The following is a 24,375-nucleotide window of genomic DNA, read 5'->3' on the forward strand; positions in this document are numbered from 1 at the left end:
AAGAGGACATGGCGGACCGCGGGCAGACGTCTGCTGATGTTATCAAAATCGCAGTTCTGGCTGTTGGTGGGCAGGGCGGCGGTGTCTTGACCAATTGGATCTCTGATCTTGCCACGCGCGGCGGGTATGCTGTGCAGATGACTTCCGTCGCCGGTGTTGCTCAGCGCACCGGAGCGACCATCTATTACGTTGAAATGGCGCCCAAAACCGAGCGCGATCCTGTGTTTGCTCTGAGCCCCTCTCCGGGGGATGTGGATGTCTTGGTCGCTGCCGAGTTGATGGAAGCCGGAAGAGCTGTGATGCGCGGCTTTGTTACACCTGATCGAACAACATTGGTGGCCTCGACGCACCGGATTCTCTCTGTTGCTGAAAAACAGGTTCCAGGGGACGGACGATCCGACAGCACATTGGTGGAAGAGGAAATCATCAAGGCATCGTTGTTGAGCGTGTGCTTCGACATGGAGGCAATTGCGACCAATGCCGGCAGTATGATATCGGCCAGCTTGTTCGGCGGATTGGCACGTAGTGGCGCATTGCCTTTCGATAATGTTCTCTTTGAAGAGGTGATTATGGCGTCCGGGCGCGGGGTGGATCAAAGCCTTGCAGCTTTCCGCGGTGCTTTGACGTTCGACGAAAACGCAGGACGAACTGACGATATAATTGAAGTTAAGAGGGTGGCAGGACCTGCTAAGCTACTGGAGGAATGGAATGCGCTGCTGAACACAGCTGAGCAGGTTGCACCCGAAAGTCGTGACATGGCGATTGCCGGATTGCGCAAGGTCGTTGATTTTCAAGACACGGCCTACGGCGCTGCGTATCTGCAGCACGTTTTGGATCTGCAAGGATTGGATAGCTCTGACCAAGGTTTCAGGCTCACAACAACCGGCGCCAAATATATCGCAAACGCAATGTGTTATGACGACATTGTGCGTGTGGCGGATTTGAAAACGCGCGCCAGCAGGCAAGACCGCTTGTTAAAGGATCAGGAGGCAAGCCGGGATGAGATCGTCCATGTGACCGAGTATTTTCATCCTCGGGCGCAAGAAATTTGCGGCACTTTGCCGGCCGGTCTGGGTGGCTGGATTGAACGCTCGCCCAAGGTCTTCAGGATGCTCGATGGCTTGGTGAACAAGGGCCGACGGATCAGAACCGATGGTTTGATCGGTTTCGGACTGTTGTGGTTCGTCAGTTCATTGAAACCTTACCGTCGGCGTTTTTTGCGCCATTGCTATGAACAGGCGCATCTTGATCGGCTGTTGAAGGCAGCACATGACGCCAGAGCGTTGGACTATGATCTTGCCGTTGAGGTCTTGTCCGCGCAGCGTCTGGTGAAAGGGTATTCCGACACCCATGAGCGGGGACAGTCAAAGTTTGCCAAGGTACTAGGTGCTCTACCCTTATTGCAGGGCAGAGACGATGCGGCAGAATGGTTGCGGCGCCTGCGGGACGTGGCCTTAAAAGACGAAGATGGCGCCGCTCTTGATGGTGCCTTGGCGACAATTGCCTCGTTCGTACAGGAATGACCTACGCAGCCAATCAACTAACAGAAGAATATCGGTGCGATGGCAAAGCGTTCGCGAACCTGCCGGCGAACTAAAGATACGAGAGCAATGTGTTCCGGACGTCTTCGGGCCAGGTGACGGACGTATGTTTGTCCAAGTCGCTGGCGGCCAGTACCTGTTTGCTACTCCAGCGCTTTTCTTCGCCGCAACTGATCACATGTTCAAAGGTCACTGACGAGCGGCCGACCCTTGTCACCCGCAATTCAAAGGTTAGCAACTCACCAAATAGCGAGGGTTTTGAAAAGTCACAGCTCAGGTGAACGGTAGGCGTGCCCCACCGTTCTTTCCAGATGATCTCGTGCCACGGGTAGCCAATTACCGTCCAGAATTCTTCATTCACGCCATTAAGAATATTAAGATAGGCGGGGAAATAGGCTGTTCCGGAGATGTCGCAATCGCCGAAGCGCAACTCTCTGGTGGTTGTAAATACTTTGGACATTATGACTTCCAAAATCCCTAAGATCGTTGCATTGTTTGCGTTGCCGCGAGTGTTCTCAAAAACTATTGAACCGGTAGACAGGACACAAGTACGAACTCGCGCCTGAATGACGATACTGTCTTGGTGGAGATTAAATTTGGCTATTCCTGCGGCCGTCGAAATGAGTTTATGAGCAACAAAGCCTGCGCGACGTGAAGATTTTTCGAAGTAAATCCGGAAATTTCGCGGTAGAAATAATTGCAGACTTGCCCCGTGGAGCGCTTTTTCGGTTAGTTAATACCGCCAAATCTCACGTAGCCCCGCATATTCCCGGCAAATAATATCTGGTTTTAAATAATTCCGGCCAGGGTCATTTAATTCTGACACGTACATATCTTCAGAAGCTGATTTTGGTTTGGCCTGATCGAACTTGGAAAGGTATCTTGCGCTTGCTGGATTTGGGAAACGATCAAATAGGAAACCCGTTCATTTGTAGACGGATCAAACGAACCCAAATTCGGGACTATGAATACCGGGCGGATAGGCACTGCGTCCGGATGCAACTGGTGTCCGCTCCTGCATAATGTCGATGGGGCGCAGTAGCAGGAGCGGACTGGAGTGCTTCTCTTATGACCAGCCAATGCCGGTGTAGCAGGACGACACAGGAGCGGTTGACGTGATACGGACCAAGTCCACTATCACTGCGTCTTTCTGCCTGGATTTTAGGGCACTCCTTATCTTTGGTTGGTTTTGAGCGATTACGATCGTATCTGCCGTTTCTAAAGCCGTTTCCGGTGTTTCCGCCAAATAGGTGGGCAGTGCATCTACAACGGCTTTCAAATGCGGGGCCGCATGGCGCATGTAATCGAATTGTTTTTCGATATGCGGTCCAGGTTTGATTGCCGGGTCATAGGCGGTGACTTCAATGCCGTCCTTTTGAAGTGCGGAAATCAGTTCCAGGACCGGACTTTCGCGCAGGTCGTCGGTTCCAGGTTTGAAGGCAACACCTAAGATTGCGACCTTCTTTGGCTTCGTGCGCTGGATGAGATCTACCGCCTGATCGATCTGTTCGTCATTCGAAGGCAGCAGGGCATCCATCAAAGGAAGATCGACGTCCAGCTCTTTGGCGAGATGGGTCACCGCACGAACTTCCTTTGGGAGGCAAGACCCGCCAAAGGCAAAGCCTGGCTTCAGGTAGTAAGGGGACAGGTTGAGTTTGGTATCCTGGACGAAGATGTCCATAACTGCATGACTGTCGATTCCCATCGGCTTGCAAAGACGGCCAACTTCATTGGCAAAACAGACCTTGGTGGCGTGCCAGACGTTGTCGACATACTTCACCAGTTCAGCCACTTCGATGGAAGTAACAATCGGGTTGGTGTCAACAGGCGCATAGATCTTTGACATAATGTCGGATGTTTTGACATCAGTGACGCCGATGACCGTTTTGGGCGGCGTATGGAAATCTGAGACCGCTGTACCTTCGCGCAAGAATTCCGGATTGAAGCAGATGCCAAAGTCCTCTCCAGCCAGTTTGCCGGACCATTTCTCGATAACCGGCTTCATGATGTTCAGTGTTGTGCCGGGTGGGACCGAACACCGAAGAACAACCACATGAAAATCGGCCTTGAAACGCAGCGATTTGCCGATGCTTTTTGCGACCGCTTCAATCGCCCTTGTATCGCATCCACCATCTTCATTTGTCGGAGTACCGACAGAGACAAAAGTAACGTCGGTCTCCCGGATGGCTCTGTCCAGATCTGTCGTCGTTGACAGTGATTTGTCTGCAACGCCTTGCGTCAGCAGATCAGAAAGACCTTTTTCAACGATTGGACTGTGGCCCCATGCGATGGATTCGACCTTGGATTTATCAACATCCACGCCAACGACTTTGTGACCCAACTTGCTCAGGCAGGCGAGGGAAACGGCACCGACATATCCGAGGCCGATAACGCTGATTGCTTCTTTGGTTTCGATCGCTTTGAACTGAAACGGTTCGAATTTTTGAGCCCGTTCGACGTTTCCGACATAGACATTCATTTGACTGCTCCCGTTTGAATGGACTTGCAGAACAAAGGAACAAGGACTGTGCCATTAGGCTCAGATTTGAAAAATAATATATAAATCAAATTGTTATTGGGAGGTTGGTGTTGTGGCTGCTTGTTCCGCCATTGCCAATTTTGAAAACTGTATTCCCAAAACAGAAACAAACTTTGATTGACGGCATGGATCGCAAGAGGAGGGGCAGCATTACCAAGAAATTCCGGTCCGCAGCAGGATCTATTTATAAAGCAATATCCAACTGCGTTTCCGGCATCAGGTTGGTTGCGAATTCAGAAATCGGATTTTGGAATTGCGAAGAGTAATACGCTTGGAAGACGCGTCTTAGATGCGCTCGATGCTCATTAACTAATTGAACAAAAACAATTATTACTTCCTTGTATGGGCGGTGTGGCTGAATGGCCAGGGCCTTGCAGTGCTTTCTTCAAGATTTCATTCCGAAGGAGAAAGCGATGTTTCCGCAAGCTGTATTCGCACCAATCGGTCAGGTTTCCGGTCCAGTCATCACACAAGCTATGCCGCGAGGAGAGGACGCCTTTCTCTTTGATTTGGAGGCGCTCCTGTCCAATACGTTGAGTCACATGGACTACTCGTTTGCAGACTATCTGCGCGAATTCCTGGATGAGAGGAAATGTTATCTTCTGTCGCGCAACAGCTTCAATGATGCTTGCAGCCGTCTACCATCGAGCGTCTTGAGGAGATTTGCAGGCGTATTTGCTTCCTGTGGAACAGAACTTTGGGTCGATCAGCAGCTGGTAGACTGTCATGATCACGCGTTCTCCGATGACCTTTACGAGTTCGTCGTCAATGTTGTTCGCAAGAGCGCATTTTATGAGCGAACCCCGCCACTCATCGACCAGGGTGCAGCTTGTCTCCGCATATGTTTAGCTGGTGTCCGTGCGTCTGCTGCAGAGCGCCGGAAATATGAACTTTGGGAAAAGAAGGCCCAGGAATTGCCGGAGATCGTGCGTGAATTTCAGTTCCGCTTTCCAAAGTACGCAATTTATCAGGATACGGCGACGAGCCTGCTTATTTTGCCTGACAGTTTTTCACTCGTCAGCATTCGCAAGCAAATTGAAACACACCAAAAACCGGCGCGCTTGATCAGCTATCTGCACGTGAATACAGCGAAAGGGTTTGCCAAGCCTTTGTGCGATGCCTTGCCCCGCACGGATGTTCTTTCAAAGATCGCCGGGCCAAGCGATGTCAGTCAGCTTTTGAGTTACGAAGTCCGGCGCATGTCGGGACGAGACCCTCTCATACGGTTGCCGGAAAACGCGCGAGAGGAGGCTTGAGAATGGGCTCTCTTTTGTCCAAGGGTTTACCCCTGGATCACTGGGCTGTCCTAAACACCGAAAGGGTGTTTGACGCTGGCAAACGCATTCAAGTCAGCAGACAAAAGGTCCGCTTGCCGGACAGCCGGGTGGTCGATGACTATTATCAGGTGGAATTGCCGTCATTTGCCACAATCTATGCCGTCAACGAAGCCAATCAGGTGCTTCTGCTCAAACAGTATAAACACGGCGTAGGCGATGTTTGTCTGACCCTTCCCGGTGGCCAGATAGAAAAGGGAGAGGATCCAGAATTCTCGGCGCGCCGTGAGATGCTGGAAGAAACAGGTTACGGCGGCGGCCGGTGGTACACTGGGCCGACGCTGGTTCTTCATGGAAACCAGAGAATTGCCCGTGCGCATGTTTTTGTCGCGCGTCACGTCATCAAACTTAATGAGCCTTCTTCAGGTGACCTTGAAGACACGACGTTGACGACGATGTCGCCATCTGAGGTTCGAACCGCAATCCAGACCGGAATGATGCCGGTCACATCACATGTTGCGACAGCCGGGATCGCGGACATAATCCTCAATCAGTGAAGCGGTTTCATAGGTCTAAGGCTGTGTGGATGAATTGGAGATGTCTTTCGCTGGGAATGGCGGCGTTCAAGATCAAGAAAATCTGCCGTGGGTGATGCTGGTGCATCATCAAGGCGGATTTTCGTCGAGGATTGGGCGCTGTAGGCCCAGCCCTTCGGGTGAGGCAAAGGGCAGCAATCTGACGCGGACAAGCCCCTTGACCGTATCACCGATACGCTCTGCAGGTCTTTTCACGCCATCTTTCGCCCTTTGTCTCACGAAAGGCGTCTCCAATTCGTCCACCCGGCCTAGGGCGTTCCATCCACTCAAGATGGAGCGTTCTCTTCCATCTGATCGATTGCAAAATCCGCGTTAGCCGCTCCCTGATCATCAGGCAGATCTGTTGCCGTTTCGTCTTGAGCGGCCCAAATCTCCTTCTTTCGATAAAGAGTGGACGGGCTGACCTGCAGAACTCTTGCGGTTTTTGGAAGACTGCCGCCACAGGCGGTGATCGTTGCTTCGATGAGTTGACGCTCCAGAGTTTCGAAGGATTGTCCAAGTGCAACCGTGATGGTCGGCCATCCGGCCGGCGCTGGATTATCCGCTATTGCTGAAACAGCGGGTGAAGGCGATACATTTAGGGGAATTGCAGACGGTGGAGGCGGAGCGGTTGGGGCCCTGGTTTGCATCGCGGAGAGCATTTCCGCCTCGACGATCGGTCCCTCGTTCAGAACCACAAGATTGCGGATCGTGTTTTGCATTTCACGAACATTTCCGGCCCACCCATGCGCCATCAGTGCTTCTTCTGCTTCTACGGAGAACCCTTCGAACTGCTTTCCTTCTTCTGCCGCAAACTGGGTTAGAAAGTGCTGGGCCAGCTCGATGACGTCTGCGCCGCGCGCGCGCAGTGGAGGCAGGCTGATCGGCAGAACATGCAGTCGGTAATAAAGGTCTTCCCGGAACCGGCCAGCTTCAACTTCTTTAAGCGGGTCGCGGTTGGTTGCGCAAACAATCCGGGCGTCCACTTTGCTGAGGGTGTCGCTGCCAACTTTTTGCACAGTGCCGCTTTGTAGAAAGCGCAAGAGTTTTGCTTGAAGCGACAGTTCCAGTTCGCAAATTTCATCCAGGAACAAGGTTCCGCCATCGGCCCGTGCCGCGGCGCCTTCACGGTCTGACGTTGCGCCGGTAAATGCGCCTTTCACATGACCAAATATTTCGGACTCGATCAGATCCTTCGGAATTGCAGCACAATTGAGCGGGATGAAGGGCTTTTTGGCCCGCGGGCTCGATCTATGGATTGCCTCCGCACAGACTTCTTTGCCGGTGCCGCTTTCCCCAGTGATGAAGACTGAGGCGTTGGAGCGCGCAACGCTTTCAATCATTTTGTAGACGGCTGTCATGGGCAAAGAAGAGCCAATGAAACCGTGGTTGGCTTTGGAACGGGCCGGCTTGCGGACTTCTGCCACCACTTCGGTGAGCGTCTCGCGCTCCATCGCGTTTCGTGTAGTGGTCACAAGCCGTTCTTCAGCAACCGGCTTCACAACAAAATCGTAAGCGCCAGCTTGCATGGCTTCGACGGCTGTTTTGATGGAGCCGGAACTGGTAACGACCACAACCGTTACTGGGAGTTGTTCTTCCCGGATTGTGATCAGGACCTCAAAGCCATTCATGTCCGGCAGTTGTAGATCCAGAAGGACGACGCTAATGCCGCCTTTACGCAATCTTGAGAGGGCTTCTGCACCGGTTTCGACATGCAGTGTATCCATGCCCGCCCGGGAGAGCTGGTGCTCATAAATGGTTGCCAATGAAAGAGCATCTTCAACAATCAGAACTTTCAACTCAGACGTTCCTCCCTGATTGATCTGGGAAATCATGTGTTAAAATTTATGTCGATCCCAATCTTGTCGGCCAGTGCTTTGACTTCCGTTAATGTACGCTCACATGTTTCCTGAAGTTCATCAACTTTCGCCATGGCGGCAACGGAATTGTTGTTTTGCGCGAGCAAATTGATCTCAGACGCAATCGTGGTGAGTTCACCGGCGCCAAACGTACCGGCAACGCTTTTCAAAGCGTGTGTCGCCCGCTCCAACATCTCGAGATCATTGTTTTCGACGGCGTCACGTGCAGCCGATTGCCGTTTCAAAGTGTCCTCCACAAATTGACGAAGCAGTTTTGACTGCAGGTCCGTCGGCATCGTTTTCAATATGTCCTGCGCGGCTTGCAGCGTCTGAGTGGAGTGGTTTTCAGCTGTGCTGCGTGAAATCTGGTCCGTCGATTGAATGTTTTTTGAAATGCATGCCAGAAGATCTTCTTTTTCCACGGGCTTGGCCAGGAAATCCGTCATTCCGGCCTCAATGAACCGTTCCCGGTCGCCGCGCAAGGAATAGGCCGTCAAGGCGATGATTGGTGTTTTGGAATTTCGATCGCCTTCCTGGATCTTTTGGGTCGCTTCAATGCCGTCCATTTCAGGCATTGAGATATCCATCAAAATGCAATGGTAGTCCCGGTTCTGTGCGGCAGCCACGGCTTCGCGGCCGTTGTTGGCGATGTCGATGTCACAGCCAGCTTGGGCGAGGGCATGGCTAACGACGATCTGGTTGGTGGCATTGTCTTCCGCCAAGAGAACCACCAGTCCCTCCGGAAGTGAGGCTTCTCCCATGTCTTGTGGAGCGAGTTTTTCGGGAATTTGTTTTTCAGACAACTGGATGGGCACTGTGAAGTGGAACGTGCTGCCCGCACCCGGCAGGCTCTCCAGCGTGACTTCGCCCTGCATAAGGGCCGCGATTTGCCGGCAAATCGCCAGTCCAAGACCTGTTCCGCCATGTTTCTTGGTGTAGCTGCTATCGACTGTGACGAAATCGCCGAACATCTCGTTCTGCCGGTTTTCCGGGATCCCGACCCCCGTATCTTTTACGGAAAAACGGAACGTTGGCTTGTAAGGATGATCCTGTTCCACACTGACCGAAATCTCGACGGATCCGAGCTCCGTAAACTTGATTGCATTGGATACGAGGTTGAGGATGACCTGTCGTAGCCGGCCCGCGTCACCGACAACATTTACCGGAATGCTTTCGGGATAATGCAGGCTCAGATTCAAACCTTTTTCTTGGGCGGTTGGCTGGAACAAATCGACGACACTGCGGACAACCGATTTCAGGCGGAAGGGAGTCCTCTCCAGTTCCATGCGGCCCGCCTCCAGTTTGGAGAAGTCCAGGATGTCGTTGATCAATTCCAAAAGCGACCGGCCAGATTCCCTAGCCGTTTTCACATAGGCCGATTGTGCGGGATCGAGGTCGGTGTCCCGCAAGAGACTTAGAATTCCGAGGACTCCATTCATGGGGGTGCGGATTTCGTGACTCATCATGGCAAGGAACTTGGCTTTCGCCTCGTTGGCCGCTTCTGCCTTTTCCTTGGCTTCCCTTAAGGCCGCATCTGCTGCCTTTCTCTCGGTCACATCGCGGACGTAACCCAAAAACAGCGGACCGTCCGAACCTTGCGTATGCCGGATTGCCAATTCAACGATGATTTCGTGGCCATCCTTGTGCAGGCCTTCAATTTCAAATCGTTTCCCAAGAACCGGGCCGTCACCGGTTTCCATGAATTTCTTCAAACCCGTGTCATGCGCATCGCGGTATTTTTCGGGAATAATCATGCTGGACATTTTCTGGCCCACAACCTCTTGAGACGTCCAGCCAAAGACGTCTTCAGCTGCGGGGCTGAAGTCCAGCACGGTGCCGTTGCCATCCATGACGATGACACCGTCAAACGAAGCATCGACGACGTTCCTGAGGAGATCTTCACTGCGGCGCAGGTCTTCTTCGCGGTGTTTTAACTCCGTGATGTCGACCCTGAATCCGACCAGGCCACCTTCGCTGGTCCTGGATTCAATGACCCGCAACCACCGGCCGTCATCCAAGTGCTGTTCCATCGGCGTGCCCGGATTTACGTGATGATCCATTCTGGCGGCAATCCAGTCTTCCAGATCCTCTTTGGGAACCTGATATTGCCCTCTATTGGCACCTTCTCTGATGATGGATTCAAACGTCCTGCCTGGTTCAATGAGATCTGCACTGCTGGCGTAGAATTCGCGGTACTTCTTATTGCAAATGACCATCCGGTCGTCCTTGTCATAAAGGACAAAGCCGTCGGGTAGGGATTCGATGGCATCGATCAGGCGTGTTTCGGCCTGCCGGAGTTTTTGTTCCGCGAGTTTTTGATTGCTCAAGTCCCGAAAGATGGCCGTGTAGTTGTCGGTCTCTTCTGTTGGAGCTTCTGAGAGGGACATTTCAACCGGGTAGGTATCACCCCCGATCCGCTTTCCAAGCGTTTCAAACCGGCCATCTTTGGAAACTGCGGCAGCTTGGTCTCCGTTGCAGCAAGCAAAGGGGAGGTTGGTGTCTGCGATATCCGGCAGGATCTCAGTGATCAATTTGCCTTTCAGCTGACCCGGTGTTTGCGCTCCGAACATGGCAAGTGCTGATTTGTTAACGTTGCGGATTTCGCCGTCCGCATTGATTGTCAGGAGACCATCCCGCATGGTGTCGAGGATGGCGCCGACCTGCGCTTCTCCGACTTCTGCCCGGTGGATGGCTGATTGAAGTTCTGCGTTCTTTTCCCGCTCAGCGTCTGCCAGGTCGGCAACGCGTTGCACGGCTCTTTTGCGTTGTTTGGACAGGACATAGGTCAGAGAAAGCGCGGCACCGAACGCAACGATCAGAAGAAAAACGAGATTGTTTGTCTCCCCAAGTCCTGATCCATAAAACGAAGACGCGGGTATTGAAACGGCCTGAATGCCCCGAATATCCCCGACTTCCCAATCGGTCTTGGGCGAGGATTCATGTGTGTTGTGGCAGGCAACACAGCTGCCTTCCATTTTGACCGCGGTCGCACTTCTGTAGACAGATCCGTCGCCCGTGTCTTCGAGCCGTTCAAATGGTCTGTCGGGGTTTTGTTGAATGGCGGACAGCGCTTCGATCTCGAAATCATCCAGCTGCCGGTCAGTGCGCCACGGCCAGGGATAATCCGATAGCATCCGGATGCCGCTTTCTGCGCCGGTATCCTTCAGTTCTTCTTCAAGTGCCAGCGTCATTGTAACGGGCGCTGGAATGGTCAAATCCCGGCCGTGAAAATCATGACTGACCTTCACATCGTCTGATGAATAGAGCTTGTCGACAACTTCGCGCGAATAAAACGAGCGGGTTGCAGACAGGAGTTCGGACTGCGCTCTTGCTGCCGCTGAAAGATCTGCAGTCCGGACCTTCTGGCCAAGATCGACGGCCAGCACATAGGCTGCGATTGCCGATGCGGATATGAAAATCAAAACAAGCCAGAAGGTGGCGTCATGGCTTAATTCCCGAACAATTTTCTGCATGGTTCGATTTTCTCGCCTGTGGTCTTCTGGGCCGTCGCTTAAGCCGAGGTCAGTTTGCATATGCTTGCTCACCGGATATGAATTTTCAATTGAAGACAGATTGCTGGCACCATCTGAGTTGTGCCGGCTGTCACTCGGATAGGCTCAACTTGAAGAACGGATTTCGGTCCAGAAACATCATCCAGCTGCTGAAATTGAACCTGTCTTCGATACGGCAGGTGTCGGTGCAGCGATGGATCTCGATGTTGAGCGAGAAATCGTCCATCGGGTCAAACAGTTGAGCATAGGCATAGATGGAATCTGCCGCGCTTCTATTTGGAATAGGTGTTGCGTAACGCTCCCGGAACGCATCCGTTGCGAAATTCGCCCATCCGCCGGCGGGAAACCATTTTGGTGACATGGGACCGGCACCGTCTAAGTCCCTCGGCGTTCGTAAGCCGGAAGCCAGCAGCATATTCAGCCGGGAATGAATGTCTCGAACCGGCAGGGATGAACCAGCGCCGAGAAGCTGAGCGAGCGACAGCAGACTGATCCCGGCGTGCCCAGTGTCTTCGTATCGTTGGCCAGCGATTTGCGCAACTGTCCGGCCCTTTTCCAGGTGATAAGCGTCGGGCCAATACCGCCAGAGACTGCCATCTTGATTGTCCGACCATGAGGCAAGGAATTTTTCTGTTATGGTCTTCGCGCGGGTTCTATACCGAGGTTCATCGAGATCGCTGAGCAATCTTGCGAAGGATGTTTGCCAGTTCCAGGGCGCGGCGGCTCCCGCAAACCTGAATTCGGCATCTGCTGCAATCCTGTAAAGTCCCAGATCGTTGTCAAAGTCGGGTTCAAAGGTTTCGGCAAGACAGGATTGGGTCTTGGCGATTTGGGACCGAAGGGCAGTCGGACATGCTTTCGCCAGATCGTTACACCCGTCAGAGAGACCATTAGCAATCATGGCCTGATTGATCATCAGGTTGAGCCTGTCATCTTCGCCCTTTGAATAGATGGTCGAGCTCCAGGCACATGCGGGGCCTGAGCGTTTTGTTGTGCCGTTTTGGGCAGATAATGTCAGGCGAATGGATTTTTGCGCGAGTGCTGCAAAGGCCGGATGTTTTGTTTTCCGGTAGAGATTCGCAAGTGCGCGGGTGCGATAGCTTTGGTTCCAGCTTTGCAGCCCTTCTGCATCAGAAGAACAGGCGCGAACCTCACCGGTTTGGCCCAAAAGAAGTCCTGTTACCGCGTAATAAAACTGCATTGCCGACTGAGAGCCTGAGAGGGTCGCGACCGCAAGGCCCTTTTGGCCCTTTCGTTTCGGTAAGCTGACAAACTCGGCCGTAGGATCGGCAAGCACCGGTGTGCCGATTTCACCTGTCTTCAGGGAGATCTTGTAAAGTCCGGAACCGCGTTCAGAACAAGACATGCGTGCCCACAAGTTCTTGCCGGAAAGCCGTAATCGCTCTGGCTGGCAAGACCCGAATTCTACCAGCGTGGTTGTACTCTGATCATCTGAACCGGTGCGATCAATCCGCTGGGTGATGAGACGGGGGGCTTCAGTTGAGCTGTCCAGGAGCAAAGTCACCTGATCTTGGTGTCCACGGATCAGCTTGACGGTTGTACCACGCTTCCAGGTGAGCAAGATTTCGCCGTCCTTTAGAAGTTCGGTTTGCTTGTCACCTGTTTTCCAGGTTCGCAAAGAGATCAGAGATCCATCGCGCAACAGCCGGAGTGTTCCCAGGCGCGCCTTGGCCGTCTCTTTGGTCTGGAGCCGTCTTATCTCTCCATTGACCGTGATGGTAGGATGATCATCTCCGGGCATTTTCTTGGCGATGAGTTGGTGGCTTCCCGCATTGGATACGGTTTCGATGCACTGACCCGTGACACCCTTTTTCAGCAGCAAGCCGGTCTTCAGATCGACGGTGATGTCCTGAGCGGGCAACTCCAGAAGAAATTCATTGGGCTGATCAGCGGACGCAGGTGCGGTCCATAAACCGGCTAGAGAGCTGACCAGAAACGGATAAATCGATTTTCTCATGACTGTGCCCTCAGAAATTGAAGTAGATGAACTCGGTCATTTCTGCGAGCCGATACGTTTGGATCAGAGCGATGCCAAATAGGATCGAGACGCCCAAGGCCCATTGTGGTGACGGCTTCCAGCGGATCGGCAGGAAGTTTTCCGATTTCCGTTGAGACAGCAGTTTTTTAAGACCCAAAACGGGGTTGTAGTTCTCTGTCAGTTCGATGGAGTTCGGCAGCAGGAAAACAATCGCAGCAAGTGCAGTCATGGCGGCCCAGACCGGCATGGTTCCTGTTGCGAAAGCTTCCCAAAGCTTGGGTTCGTAGACGGTGGAGTAGCCTGTCATTCCGGCCAGGATGTTGCTGGCCCCGTCGAAACTTTCCGCACGGAAAAACACCCAAGCAACGATCACGGCCAAAAGTGTGAGGCCACGGCTAACGAGAAGCGCTGCAGGCCGCGGAAGTATGTTTGGCACATACCCTTTTTCAGAAAGAGCAGACCAGCCGTGATTGATGGCCAAATAAGCACCGTGAAGACCACCCCAGAAGACGAAGGTCCAGCTCGCTCCATGCCACAGGCCGCCGAGCAGCATGGTCACCATCAGATTGGCATACCGGCGAACCGGCCCCGAGCGGTTGCCACCGAGCGGGATGTAGAGGTAGTCGCGCAGGAAATGCGACAGGGTGATGTGCCAACGGCGCCAGAAGTCGGAGATGTTGGTCGCTTTGTAAGGTGAGTTGAAGTTGACCGGCAGGCGGATGCCGAAGAGGCGCGCCAGGCCAAGGGCCATATCGCAATAACCGGAGAAGTCGAAGTAAAGCTGGAAGGTGTAGGCGAGGGCGCCAATCCAGGCCGCCTCCAAAGGTACGCCATTTGTGGTCTCGGCCAGCGCAAAGACACTGTTGGCGTAGGGAGCAATTCCGTCCGCCAAAACGATCTTCTTGAACAGCCCAATCGCAAAGAGCGTGCTGCCAACCGCGAGGTTCAAGACCAGTTTGTTCTGGAAGACAGGCAGCCGGAATTGCGGGATTGTCTCCTTCTGCATAACGATCGGGCCGGCGATCAATTGCGGAAAGAACACCACAAAGAGCATGTATCGCGGAAAGTCGCAGTGTGTGATGTTGCCCTTGTAGGTGTCGATCAGGAACGAAATCTGCTGGAAGGTGAAGAACGAGATCGCAAGCGGCAGCACCAGGTGCAGCATTGGGAAGTCGGTTCCGGCAAGAAAGTTGGCGTTACCAATAAAGAAATCGGCGTATTTGAAGATCGCGATCAAGCAGAGGTTAAAGACTATCCCGACCGTGAGGAGGTAGCGGTCCGGATATTTCCGCAAAGTGCGGTGGAAGCCAAAATTGACGGCAACAGAGCCGAGCAGAAGCGGCAGATAAATGGGCGTCCACCAAGCATAGAAAACCAGGGACGCGATGGTTAGCCACCAGATGATGCCGTTTTCCCATCCCCAATGACGCAGCAGCAGATAGCCGAGCAGAACCGGCGGCATAAAGAGATACATGAATTCGAGGGAACTAAAGACCATGACTTACCCCTCCTTCTGATCATCGGGGTTTAAGGGAGACCGCTCGATTGCCGTCACATTTGGCTGATCGGCTTGCATCAAATCTTTGAGGAGGTTTTTGCAGCCGACGTGACCTCGATCCGCCCCTTTTTGGGCAAGTTCGATCGCCTTGGAACGGTCCTGACTAAGAAATGTGCCGGTGGCATAAAGCCGGGCGAGTTCTTCCATCGCGCCGGGATGACCGACAGCGACACTGCGCTCCAGCAGATCAACAGCCTCCACCGGATCGAGGCCGTACTCTGATTTTAAATGCAGACGTGCAAGGGAAGTCAGGGCACCGCCGTGTTTTGCCTTGGCGCCGAGGCGCAGCCATTTCAAACCTTCAGTAGCTTCGCTGGTCTTGCCGCCGCTGAGCAGCAGATGCCCCAAATCATGCATGGCCCCGGCATCTCCGAGCTCCGCGGACCGCAAAAACCAGGTCTTTGCCTGGGTATGATCTGCATGCAGAAATTCGCCGTCGCGATAGATGCGGCCAAGGGTTTTGGCTGAGCTTGCAGACCCGTCACGGGCTTTTCTTTCCAAGCCTTCGATCGCTTTTGCAGCCCAGAAACGGGCTTTGTCTAGATCCGGCGTTGACCCGTAGCGGCCTGTCAGGAGAATGCGGGCGTAATTAATCGTCGAGGACGGATAGCCGGCAATCGCGGCCTTTTCATAATGATGAAATGCCAAATCCAGATCACGTTCGACGCCAATGCCGCGTTCAAAATGTTTGGCGAGTTGCACATGGGCTTTTGGGTAATCCCATCCAAGGGCTTTTTGAAACCACTGCAAAGCGATTTCCGCGCAGTGTTCTCCGGTTGACCGCTGAAACAGGCGGCCAAGTTCGTAAGCAGTTTCACCGCGATAGGCGAAAGCGTATTTGACCGCTTCCAGAAAGATCAGACGGGCTTGATCGAGGTCTGCCTCCACACCCCAGCCATTCTTGTAAGCTCTGCCTAGATGATAGAGTGCGGTCGGGTGCCCATCGTTTGCGATTTGGGTTAAAAGATCGGCTGCGGCTTCCCAGCGGCCGACTTTTTGGAGGCCCCGCGCTTGCTTGAGCATTTCTTCAATGGATGGATCGATTCGGGCTGATTGGGACTTGCGTTGAGCCGGTGTGTCGATCAATGCCACCGTGCCTGATACACCCAGGATCGTACCAAGAAGCAGTAGCTTCCAAAGCATTGGTTTTGTCGGTGCTTTTTTCATTGTGGTGGCTCCACGAAATCAAAGGTTGCGTAGCGAATCTCAATCATTTGCTCCTCATGAACGTGGCCGCGATCCAATAACCAATCGATCATCTTCAGATCATGGTTGAGTGAGTCTTCTGGCCCCATGAGGCTTGCGCCGATGACCATGCCAATGGCGAATCCGATTAGGCCGAGCAAAGTGTCTTCGACAATCCGTCTAACCATTGACTTGCCTCCATATCCGGCAGTTCTGGCCTTCAATGAGCTGAAGGGTTCCGTGTGTTCGGGTTTCAGAAATGTCTTCTTGGCGAACCGGGCATGCGAGGCCGGATCGGCGTTTCAATGCCAAGGCTGTAGAGGCACTGTCAGAGGTGATGATCTGCAGAAGTTCGCCCACAATCCGGCGGGCCGGTGTCGATCCGAAATGATAAGCGTCTGTGAAGTTGTTGAGGTCCCGGGTGAAGGGCGTGTCGAAATCTAGGTCGACGACAGGTGCCAGGGTCGATAGGCGGTCCCGGAATTGGTGATTGGCACCATTCAGTCCGAAGTCCGCGATCCGGCGCTGCATTTCTGAGATCGTTGGCGGGATCAGAAATATCAATTGAACGCCATTTTCATCAGTCCAGTCTGCGATTTCTTCAATCTTCGCCCAAAGGTCATCGGATTCCTTAAAACGGCGCCAATCGGCCGCTCCGTTGGTTCCGACCTGCTTGGCAAAAAGCTGAGGTAGATCGCGGTCGAGGTCGATGCGCGGCCAATAGGCTCCCCATAAGCCGAGGCCGATACCGTAGCCGCGATGGAGGACCGGGAGGATAAGTTTGCCAGGAGGAGTCTTGAGAGCACATTCGTCGCAAAGTGCTGGGTCGAGCAGGGCGTCAAGAGACAACTGAGAGGGCGCGGTGAAATCGGCAGCTTCTGCTCTTGCGACACTCAGCAAAGAGATTCGGTCGAACGCAGCAAATGCTTCTGGAAATTGGTCCTCCAGAAGACGCCATCCGGTCTTTGCAACAAACCAGTTTGAATAATAGCTGAATGGATTTTCAGCAAGCGAGATCGCTTCTGGGACGCGGTTCATACCGCCCTTGAACCTGGCATCCATACTGCGCAGCGGCAGGCTGATGATCAGGGTTTCAAGGTCCGCGTTTTCCTTCAAGTATTGGAAGGTGTCGTAGATCTCGTAAACTGTCGCTCCGCCATACGCGAAATTGTAGACATCGTTCCGGCCAAGCTCTTGCCAGTATTTGTCCTGCAGCGCACGCGCCCGGCTGTCCCCAAGAATGACTGTCGGTGCCTTGATCCTGGGATATTCGATCATCTTGTAAAGCGGGTAGTGCGCCTTGACGCTGATCTCTTTTTTGTTGAGGCCAAGATCGACAAGTTTGTTGTGATCAAATGAGTCCACGATTGCATTAAAAGCGATCGGAGCCAAAGCGGCCAAACCCGTCAGAGCCATTGCTGCCGTATAAAGTTTTGGTTTGAACCTCATTTGAAACACCCCGATCAATTGCTTTTCAGGGAGTGACATTCAAAAAGAAGGCCAGCTGTTTCATATGTTGAAATGATTTAAGAATCAGAGGGTTATAGTAATGTTGCGAATTTGCGAACCGGCCCGTTTTCCGATGTTAGAAAATTGCCTTTGCAAAACGGGAAAACTGAGATGTGCATGGGTCTATGCCGATACGCCAAGCACATGGAATATCATCCGGCTGCTTGGCGGTTCGATGAGCCCGGCCATCAGGCAGACACCGACAAAAAGTATGGTGACGTAAAGCAGAGTCAGATATCCGGCCATCAAGTTTTGCAATGTTGCGATCAATCCATCGCCTTCGCCTGCGCGTTGATCTCCCCGGTTCGACCAGCGTTGTTTGGAGAGACGGAAAATACAGTACACCTTCACTGAAGCATTGATCAGCTGGTTGAAATAGAGAATGAACGGATAGCTGAGATCCACCTTGCGGGCATATCGATACAAAAACAGCGACAGCAGCATGCGGGTGATGCAGATGAAGACAACATAACCAAAGATATAGAAGGGATCGAACAGCACGGTTGTGCAGACAGCCAGAACCGGGCTGACCAGCATCGTCCACATGGAGACCCGCTGGTCCAACAGGCACCACCAGATGAAAAACGGCATCCGGCCGGGCCCGAGCGCCAAAGCGCGGCTTCCGTTACGCAGCATGTTGCCGGACCAACGGCGGAAATTCTGCACCATCCGATCCATGCCGGAGCCTTCGATCACCTCGACCGTGTAGCCCATGGCATCGGGCACGTAGAGCATGCGGCAACCGGACTGCAACATGAAGTACCAGGTGCTTTTGTCATCGCCGGACAGGAATCTGAATTTGCCCCAAAGCCAATGTTCCAAGTGATCGGCTTCCAGCAGGCGGATGAATTTCAGTTTGGTGAGATGATTGGCGCGAAAGACCGACATCCGACCCGTCAACGTAAGAACGCGACCGGACAATGAGTGTGATTGCATCGCCAGGCGGCGCTGGGCGAACCGCATCGTCAGCCAGTTTGCTATCCAGCGCGGGCCGATACACAAGACTTCTTCATCCGTCGTACAGGCTTGTAGGTCTGGGTAGAGCTTGAACAGCGGCAAGCAGGCGCCGACTGCATTCTTGGCAAGGATGAAATCTCCGTCCATGAAGATAATCAGATCGTCGTCTTCAACGTCGCCGCGGCTCATTGCCCTGAGGACAAGGCCAATTGCGAGCCGTTTGCCAGGCTGATTTTGACGAACAACATGCAGTGTAACGGCTAGGTCAGGCCATTCCCGGATCAGGAGATTTTCAATCAAATCTTCATCATATCTGTCGCCAGAGCCGAGCCAGATGGTTCCTGGAACGCCTGCATCACGTATTTCCCGGCAAATCGAGCGGATGACTTTTTCCGTGATGTCCCGGTGTTCTTTGTAGGTGGTCATCATGAAATGCAGATGCCGTGGCCGCCAGCCGTCCGCCCATACTTTCTTGCCGGCATCGCGCATGGACGGATAGACAAACCGGCCATAGATCCAAGCCCGGACAGCATGGGTAAACCACCAGCCGTAGCGCCAAATTCCAAGAAGGCCGATCACAAGGGTAATTTCCTTGGTCGACGGACTGAAAAACACGTTTTCAAAGGTCGTCAGGCCGACAAAACACAGACCGAAATACAAGGTGATCTGAAACAGGGCGAACGGTGTCCACTTGTTCAATCCCTTCGGCTGGTCGGTGATTTCGTCGACGATAAAACTCTGATGCTGGCGCTGAGTCATTCCGTGCCTCCAAAGTAGCGGGACACCAATCGCAGCACCTTGTTGGACCGATGACGTTCGAAATAGACGATCACTGGTGTTCCGGAGGCCGGCAGCTCGCCTTCACTTGTATTGAGTTGGACTTTCGCAGACCGTGAATCAGGGGCTCTGAACCGGTGCATTTGAGTGATTTCATCGACAAAACCATCTGTCCGGTTGATCTGGCTGACGGTCGCCTCAATCCATCTGTCTTCCGCGGAAACATAGATCCGCGCTGGGCTACCTTTGCGGATTTGAGGTACTTCTTCTTGGGTGAGGAACGCAGTGATCGTCCTGTGAACATCCTCTTCGAGAACAGCGATGGGAGCACCCGCCTTCAATGTCTGGCCTTCGGCGGCAATGACATCGACAACCGTTGCGTTCGAACCGGCTGAAATCGGAATGGTGATCTGCTGATCCTTCAGTTGCTTCAAATCCGCAATCCGAAAGTCGACTTCCTTTTGCCAGCGAGCAACTTCAGCGATACGTTCTGGCTTCAGGCCATTGAACTTTTCACCATTCAAAACGCCAGTGTCTTGTGCGGTCGCGCCAAGCTGCTCTAGTTCAGCGACATGAATGAGATGTTTCTCAAGTCCACTTTCCGCAGCAGCCAGCTCCAGCTGCGCTGTCGCCAGGACATCGCGTTTCAAATATCCTTGGTCAAACAAGTTTTTGTAACGTTCTAGCCGGTCGCGTGCAGTTTCAACTGCTAGGTTGAGGGACACCGTTTCGGCGCGAGCCTGACGGAGATTGTTTTTGGCGACCAAACTGTAACCGGTTTCCCGGTCCGCCTCGGCCTTCAGGTAGAGCTCGTGTTCAGCAAGCTCGACTTGAGCCTGCATCAAGGCTGTTTCAGCTTTGCGGATGTCAGTAACCAGCTGGACATTTTCGATAAAGGCGAGGGGAAGGTGTGCGGCGGCAATGTTACCGGTGCGGACGTTCAAAGACGTCAGGCGACCGCTTACCGGTGCCGTCACCTCGTAGCGGTCCGCACTGACGACCGCCGTTGACACCTCGAGACGGAAAAGGGTCGCGAAGATGTAAACGCCGACGTACCCGAAAACAGCGAGACCGAGGATCAGATAAAACAGCGTCATCATGATCTGTCTGACAGGCCATCTGCGCACCGGGATGCTTTGTGCTGGATTGGGGTCTGGTTTGGTCGGAACCGGTGTCACCGGTGTGTCGATCCGGACGATGGTATCCGTCACTTCAGTCATCTTGCCGCGGACAAGATCTTCAATGAAGTGTTGCATCAAGGCAGTTTCGCGCTCGCCAAGTTCGACAAATTTAAAAGCTGTTTCACCGGTCTCTTGCTGCGTGCGGACGACCTCTGCTTCCGCTTTCAAGGTGATATTGAAGCCTTGGAAGGGGAGTGTGCAGAACAGCGTGTGGCGCGAACCGATTTCCGGAAGCGGTTCTGAAAGGCCGGAGATCCGGCAGCCACCGAGCCCCCAATCCACAGCATCGACGGTCTGCGCATCAAGGGTGACACGCATCGGTGCTGTTACCCTGTAGTGCAGCCTTTGGCTGGGCCTTTCGTGAATAATGTTCACTGGTGCTTCCCTTGATGTCGCCGGTATCCGGAGAGACGCAAGGACAATGCCAGTTGTTTTTGCTTAGGAAATCCAAAGCCGCCAGTTTTTGATATCAGTCCAAGTAGCTGAAATAATAGATTATATTCAAATTGGCGTTCGCGGAAATAATTTGGGATTTGCAAAATTGGAAACCGGACTGCCGGCAGGCAGGAGGTCCAAGTTTCCCATTTTGCAAAGACGTAAGCGTCGCATCTGATAATCCGGCCGCGACTTTGAAGGTCACGGCCGGGCTATTTCTTGACTAAAAAATGAAGCAGTCATTTTCGAACAAGGTGGTCACTGTTTCGTTGTCCGCATTGTTGAGAATACAGACATCCGTATAGGCACCGCCTCCCGACAAGTCCGCAGACAGTGTCAGGTTCCCGCTCTCAGACGAGGACTGAAGGCGGGACAAAAACGTCTGATCGTCTGTGCTGCCAGCCAAGTGGCTGAAGTCCAGAAGGTCGATGCCGATCTCAAAGTCGGTAATGACATCAGCTTCATCCAGATCGTAGGTTCGGAACACGAAGGTGTCGCTTCCGGCTCCGCCGGTCAGGGTGTCCGCACCCTGCAACGACCGGATGGAATCGTCGCCGGCGCCGGCCTCGATCACATTGACTCCTCTCGATCCCTTCAACGTATCATCACCGCCTCCCGAGACGATGTTGTCGATGAACCTGATGGTGTCGGTTCCAATCTCCAGCCCGTGGGCCCGTGCGTTGTGAAGCGATACAGACAGGTCAACGTCAAAGGCGGAGTAATCGACCGTGTCATTGCCACGGCCGCCGTGCATCATGTCATCGCCAGCATCGCCGAAGAAGACATCATCGTCATGGCCGCCATAGAGGCTGTCGGCGTTGTTGCCGCCACGGAGCTCGTCATTGCCAGCCCCGCCTCGGATGGTGTCTTCACCATATCCGCCGGTCAGGACATCATCGCCTGATCCGCCAATGAGGCTGTCATCGCCATCGCCACCATCAAGCTGGTCGTTGCCAGCTCCGCCTGTCAGGTCATCTTCTCCATTCCCTCCAGTTAGAATGTCGTTGCCGGCGCCGCCCACGAGTTCGTCGTTGTCGTTTCCGCCGTCGAGCTGATCATTCCCAGCACCGCCGCGGAGTGTATCGTTGCCATATCCACCCAGTTGGACATCGTCGCCGGACCCGCCGATCAGAGTGTCATCCCCATTCCCGCCTTCAAGATAGTCGTTGCCGGTGCCTCCGATCAGGGTGTCATTGCCAGCTTCACCGTAAAGAGCGTCGTCGCCATTGTTGCCGTTCAGATTGTCATCATGGTTGCCGCCGTAGAGGTGATCATTGCCGGAGTTGCCATAAAGGTTGTCCTGGCCCGCGTTGCCGTTGAGTTCGTCATTGCCTGATCCGCCGTGAAGGTCATCGTGACCATTGTTGCCGGATAGGTCGTCGTCACCGGAGCGTCCGTGCAATTCATCAGCGCCGTCGCCGCCGATCAGAACATCATTGTCGGAGCGTTCGATTTCGTCGACATTATTGCCGTTTCCCGGCTCAGGTTCTGGATCGCTGCCGTCCGTTTCCTGCTGATAGTGTGCGTTGAGAACGAGGGCGTTCGCCAAACCGATATCGACCGTAAATACGCTGTCGTCGAAATCTCGGTCGCCGCCATTGTAGAGGTCCTCGAAACCAAGGGTAATTGTACCGGCGTCGGCTTTCAGAACGCCCGTAGTGTGCAGGATCCCATCCGGGTTGAGGTCGGCGGTCTCCTCAAAGGCTGCCGTGTGGTAGGCATGTGTGCGGATCCAGGTTTCCGAGCCATCGGCCGCAATATGATAGAGCTTTGGTCCGTCGCTGTGGATCGTTGCCTGGTTGCCGTCATCGTCGCGGAATACCAGTTCTGGAGCATTTTCCGTATCTTGTGTGACATCGAGGTCCAGGCCCTGGTAGCCGTTGTTTAGGCTGTAGCCGTTGGAGATGATGAAAAAGCCGATCCGGTCGCCGGCCTCAACATCCAAAAACTCCCGGCTCTCGCCTTGAACCAAATCTCCGCCGCTGCCTTGCAGGGAGGCATTGGGCCAAAGGATCTCGACATCGGTGATCAATCCGTCGTCCTGGACCTTGTAGTCGCCGAATGTGTTGCGGTAACCGGCAGTTTCTCCTTCAAACACCACTGACACTGGGTGGTCATCAACAATCTCAATGCCGGTGACATCTATGAGATCCGGTCCGCCGGATCCGTAAAGGATGTCGTTTCCGTTGTTGCCATAGAGTGTGTCATCCCCGGTGCCGCCCCAGACTTCGTCATTGCCGTTCTGGCCTGTCATGATGTCGTCTCCGAACCGGCCGGACATGACGTCAGAGTGCCGTGTGCCGGTGAGAACGTCGTCTTCGTTTGTGCCGATCATGGGGCGTGTTGCAGGCAAGCTTGCCATCTGTACCACTCCTTCTTTTGATGCGTTGAGTCGCAGATCAGAAGGAGTGGTGCAGGTTGAAGGCCAGTTTTGACGGCCGGTGATTGTTTCATTTTCTGCTTAAAAAACAACACATAGAGCTGGGTTGCCGACAAAAGAAATCGACCCCGGTTTGCAAAATCGAATTTTGAAAATCCGAATTGGGAACTTCCATTTGGGCGGTACATTAATGTGGAACAGGTTTTCCGGCTGCTGATCCGGCTCGCCAAATGGGTCTGAGACACGGTCACTTGCTCATCCGTTTTTCCGAACCCGCGTTGCCATAACTTGGGTTCAACGAGAGAAGGTCGGCATGACCCGGATGAGACCTTGGCCCGTGTTGCTGATTTCCAGGGGCATCTCAAATGCGGGGCTCAGGATGTCGCTTGAAAAGACTTCCTTTAAGACGCCGTGCCGAACTTTAATCCCGGACTTCATAACCAGAACCTTGTCGGCAAAAGCGCTTGTCAGATTAAGGTCATGCATGACCGCAACAACACCGCCGCCGCTCTTGGCGTAGTCCCTGGCTAGCTGCATGATCTGATACTGGTGTTTGATGTCCAGGCTGGAGACCGGTTCATCCAAAAACAGCCAACGCGGGGTGCCATCTGGCGCAACCGGGTCCCAGACCTGGCACAGAACCCGGGCCAGCTGAACGCGCTGCTGTTCCCCGCCGGAAAGGTCCTGATAGGTCCGGCCGTCAAATCCGGGTAAACCAACTTTGGTCAATGCCTCTTTGATCCGCTGTGCCCGGTCTGCGCGGCCTGCGCTCCGATCGAGGATACCAAGCCCGATGACTTCTGACACGGTCAGTGGAAACGACAGATGACTGGCCTGAGGCAATACTCCGCGCACGAGTGCTTGTGCTTCCGGCGTGGTCGAAGAGATTTCGGTGCCGTCCAGGCTCAAGCTGCCAGTGTATCCGCGCTCGCCGGTTATCGCCTTCAAGAGCGTTGTTTTGCCCGAGCCGCTTGGGCCGATAATGGCAAGGAGTTCGCCGGCGCACGCTGTCAACGACATATCATTGACGATCTGTGTCCGGCCAAGACTAACGCTGACATTTGAAACGTCCAATATCCCACGGGGCCGGTGGT

At 53.7% G+C, this 24,375-nt stretch carries 16 protein-coding genes; 3 read left to right on the top strand and 13 right to left on the bottom strand.

Features of this window, described 5'->3' with window-relative positions; genetic code table 11:
• Nucleotides 1-8 precede the first annotated feature (8 nt).
• The gene (locus tag FJ695_RS16650) at nt 9-1,523 is read left to right on the top strand and encodes an indolepyruvate oxidoreductase subunit beta family protein (RefSeq protein ID WP_141186493.1); all 1,515 of its coding nucleotides are present in this window, start codon (nt 9-11) and stop codon (nt 1,521-1,523) included.
• Between the two features lie 70 nt (nt 1,524-1,593).
• Here the strand turns inward: FJ695_RS16650 and FJ695_RS16655 are convergent, their stop codons facing one another.
• Both FJ695_RS16655 and FJ695_RS16660 read right to left on the bottom strand, forming a co-directional pair.
• On the bottom strand, nt 1,594-2,001 hold the full coding sequence (locus FJ695_RS16655; RefSeq protein WP_141186494.1) for a thioesterase family protein: 408 nt from the start codon (nt 1,999-2,001) through the stop codon (nt 1,594-1,596).
• A 606-nt stretch (nt 2,002-2,607) separates the two neighbouring features.
• Nucleotides 2,608-4,020, bottom strand: coding sequence for a nucleotide sugar dehydrogenase (locus FJ695_RS16660; RefSeq protein ID WP_141186495.1), 1,413 nt, complete (start codon nt 4,018-4,020; stop codon nt 2,608-2,610).
• A 473-nt stretch (nt 4,021-4,493) separates the two neighbouring features.
• On the opposite strand from FJ695_RS16660, the gene FJ695_RS16665 reads away from it, so the two are divergent.
• On the top strand, nt 4,494-5,336 hold the full coding sequence (locus tag FJ695_RS16665; protein WP_141186496.1) for a hypothetical protein: 843 nt from the start codon (nt 4,494-4,496) through the stop codon (nt 5,334-5,336).
• A 2-nt stretch (nt 5,337-5,338) separates the two neighbouring features.
• Nucleotides 5,339-5,911 carry an NUDIX hydrolase gene (locus tag FJ695_RS16670; protein WP_141186497.1) on the top strand — a complete coding sequence of 191 codons (573 nt, stop codon included), beginning with the start codon at nt 5,339-5,341 and terminating at the stop codon, nt 5,909-5,911.
• 305 nt (nt 5,912-6,216) lie between these two features.
• Here the strand turns inward: FJ695_RS16670 and FJ695_RS16675 are convergent, their stop codons facing one another.
• The 11 genes from FJ695_RS16675 to FJ695_RS16725 form a co-directional block, all read right to left on the bottom strand.
• Entirely contained in the window at nt 6,217-7,728 is a 1,512-nt protein-coding gene (locus FJ695_RS16675) for a sigma-54 dependent transcriptional regulator (protein ID WP_209010687.1), read from the bottom strand.
• A gap of 32 nt (nt 7,729-7,760) precedes the next feature.
• The gene (locus FJ695_RS16680) at nt 7,761-11,261 is read right to left on the bottom strand and encodes a PAS domain S-box protein (RefSeq protein ID WP_141186499.1); all 3,501 of its coding nucleotides are present in this window, start codon (nt 11,259-11,261) and stop codon (nt 7,761-7,763) included.
• 130 nt (nt 11,262-11,391) lie between these two features.
• The gene (locus FJ695_RS16685; RefSeq protein WP_141186500.1) at nt 11,392-13,278 is read right to left on the bottom strand and encodes a hypothetical protein; all 1,887 of its coding nucleotides are present in this window, start codon (nt 13,276-13,278) and stop codon (nt 11,392-11,394) included.
• Nucleotides 13,279-13,288: 10 nt separating this feature from the next.
• Nucleotides 13,289-14,797: an MBOAT family protein gene (locus FJ695_RS16690; protein ID WP_141186501.1), complete on the bottom strand. Its 1,509-nt coding sequence runs from the start codon at nt 14,795-14,797 to the stop codon at nt 13,289-13,291.
• A gap of 3 nt (nt 14,798-14,800) precedes the next feature.
• Nucleotides 14,801-16,024 carry a tetratricopeptide repeat protein gene (locus FJ695_RS16695; protein WP_141186502.1) on the bottom strand — a complete coding sequence of 408 codons (1,224 nt, stop codon included), beginning with the start codon at nt 16,022-16,024 and terminating at the stop codon, nt 14,801-14,803.
• Nucleotides 16,021-16,230, bottom strand: coding sequence for a hypothetical protein (locus FJ695_RS16700; protein WP_141186503.1), 210 nt, complete (start codon nt 16,228-16,230; stop codon nt 16,021-16,023). Before FJ695_RS16700 ends, FJ695_RS16695 begins: the two co-directional genes overlap by 4 nt.
• Nucleotides 16,223-17,491: a hypothetical protein gene (locus FJ695_RS16705; protein WP_141186504.1), complete on the bottom strand. Its 1,269-nt coding sequence runs from the start codon at nt 17,489-17,491 to the stop codon at nt 16,223-16,225. Before FJ695_RS16705 ends, FJ695_RS16700 begins: the two co-directional genes overlap by 8 nt.
• A 183-nt stretch (nt 17,492-17,674) precedes the next feature.
• Nucleotides 17,675-19,267 (bottom strand): glycosyltransferase, encoded by a 1,593-nt coding sequence (locus FJ695_RS16710; protein ID WP_141186505.1) that lies wholly within the window; start codon nt 19,265-19,267, stop codon nt 17,675-17,677.
• Nucleotides 19,264-20,841, bottom strand: coding sequence for an HlyD family efflux transporter periplasmic adaptor subunit (locus FJ695_RS16715; protein WP_141186506.1), 1,578 nt, complete (start codon nt 20,839-20,841; stop codon nt 19,264-19,266). The genes FJ695_RS16710 and FJ695_RS16715 overlap by 4 nt, the downstream gene beginning before the upstream one ends.
• A gap of 283 nt (nt 20,842-21,124) precedes the next feature.
• Nucleotides 21,125-23,263 carry a DUF4114 domain-containing protein gene (locus tag FJ695_RS28455; RefSeq protein ID WP_209010688.1) on the bottom strand — a complete coding sequence of 713 codons (2,139 nt, stop codon included), beginning with the start codon at nt 23,261-23,263 and terminating at the stop codon, nt 21,125-21,127.
• A 312-nt stretch (nt 23,264-23,575) separates the two neighbouring features.
• Nucleotides 23,576-24,358, bottom strand: a complete 783-nt coding sequence (locus FJ695_RS16725) for a heme ABC transporter ATP-binding protein (RefSeq protein ID WP_209011156.1) — start codon at nt 24,356-24,358, stop codon at nt 23,576-23,578.
• Nucleotides 24,359-24,375: the final 17 nt, after the last annotated feature.

Source organism: Labrenzia sp. PHM005 (assembly GCF_006517275.1).
Classification (GTDB): Bacteria; Pseudomonadota; Alphaproteobacteria; order Rhizobiales; family Stappiaceae; genus Roseibium.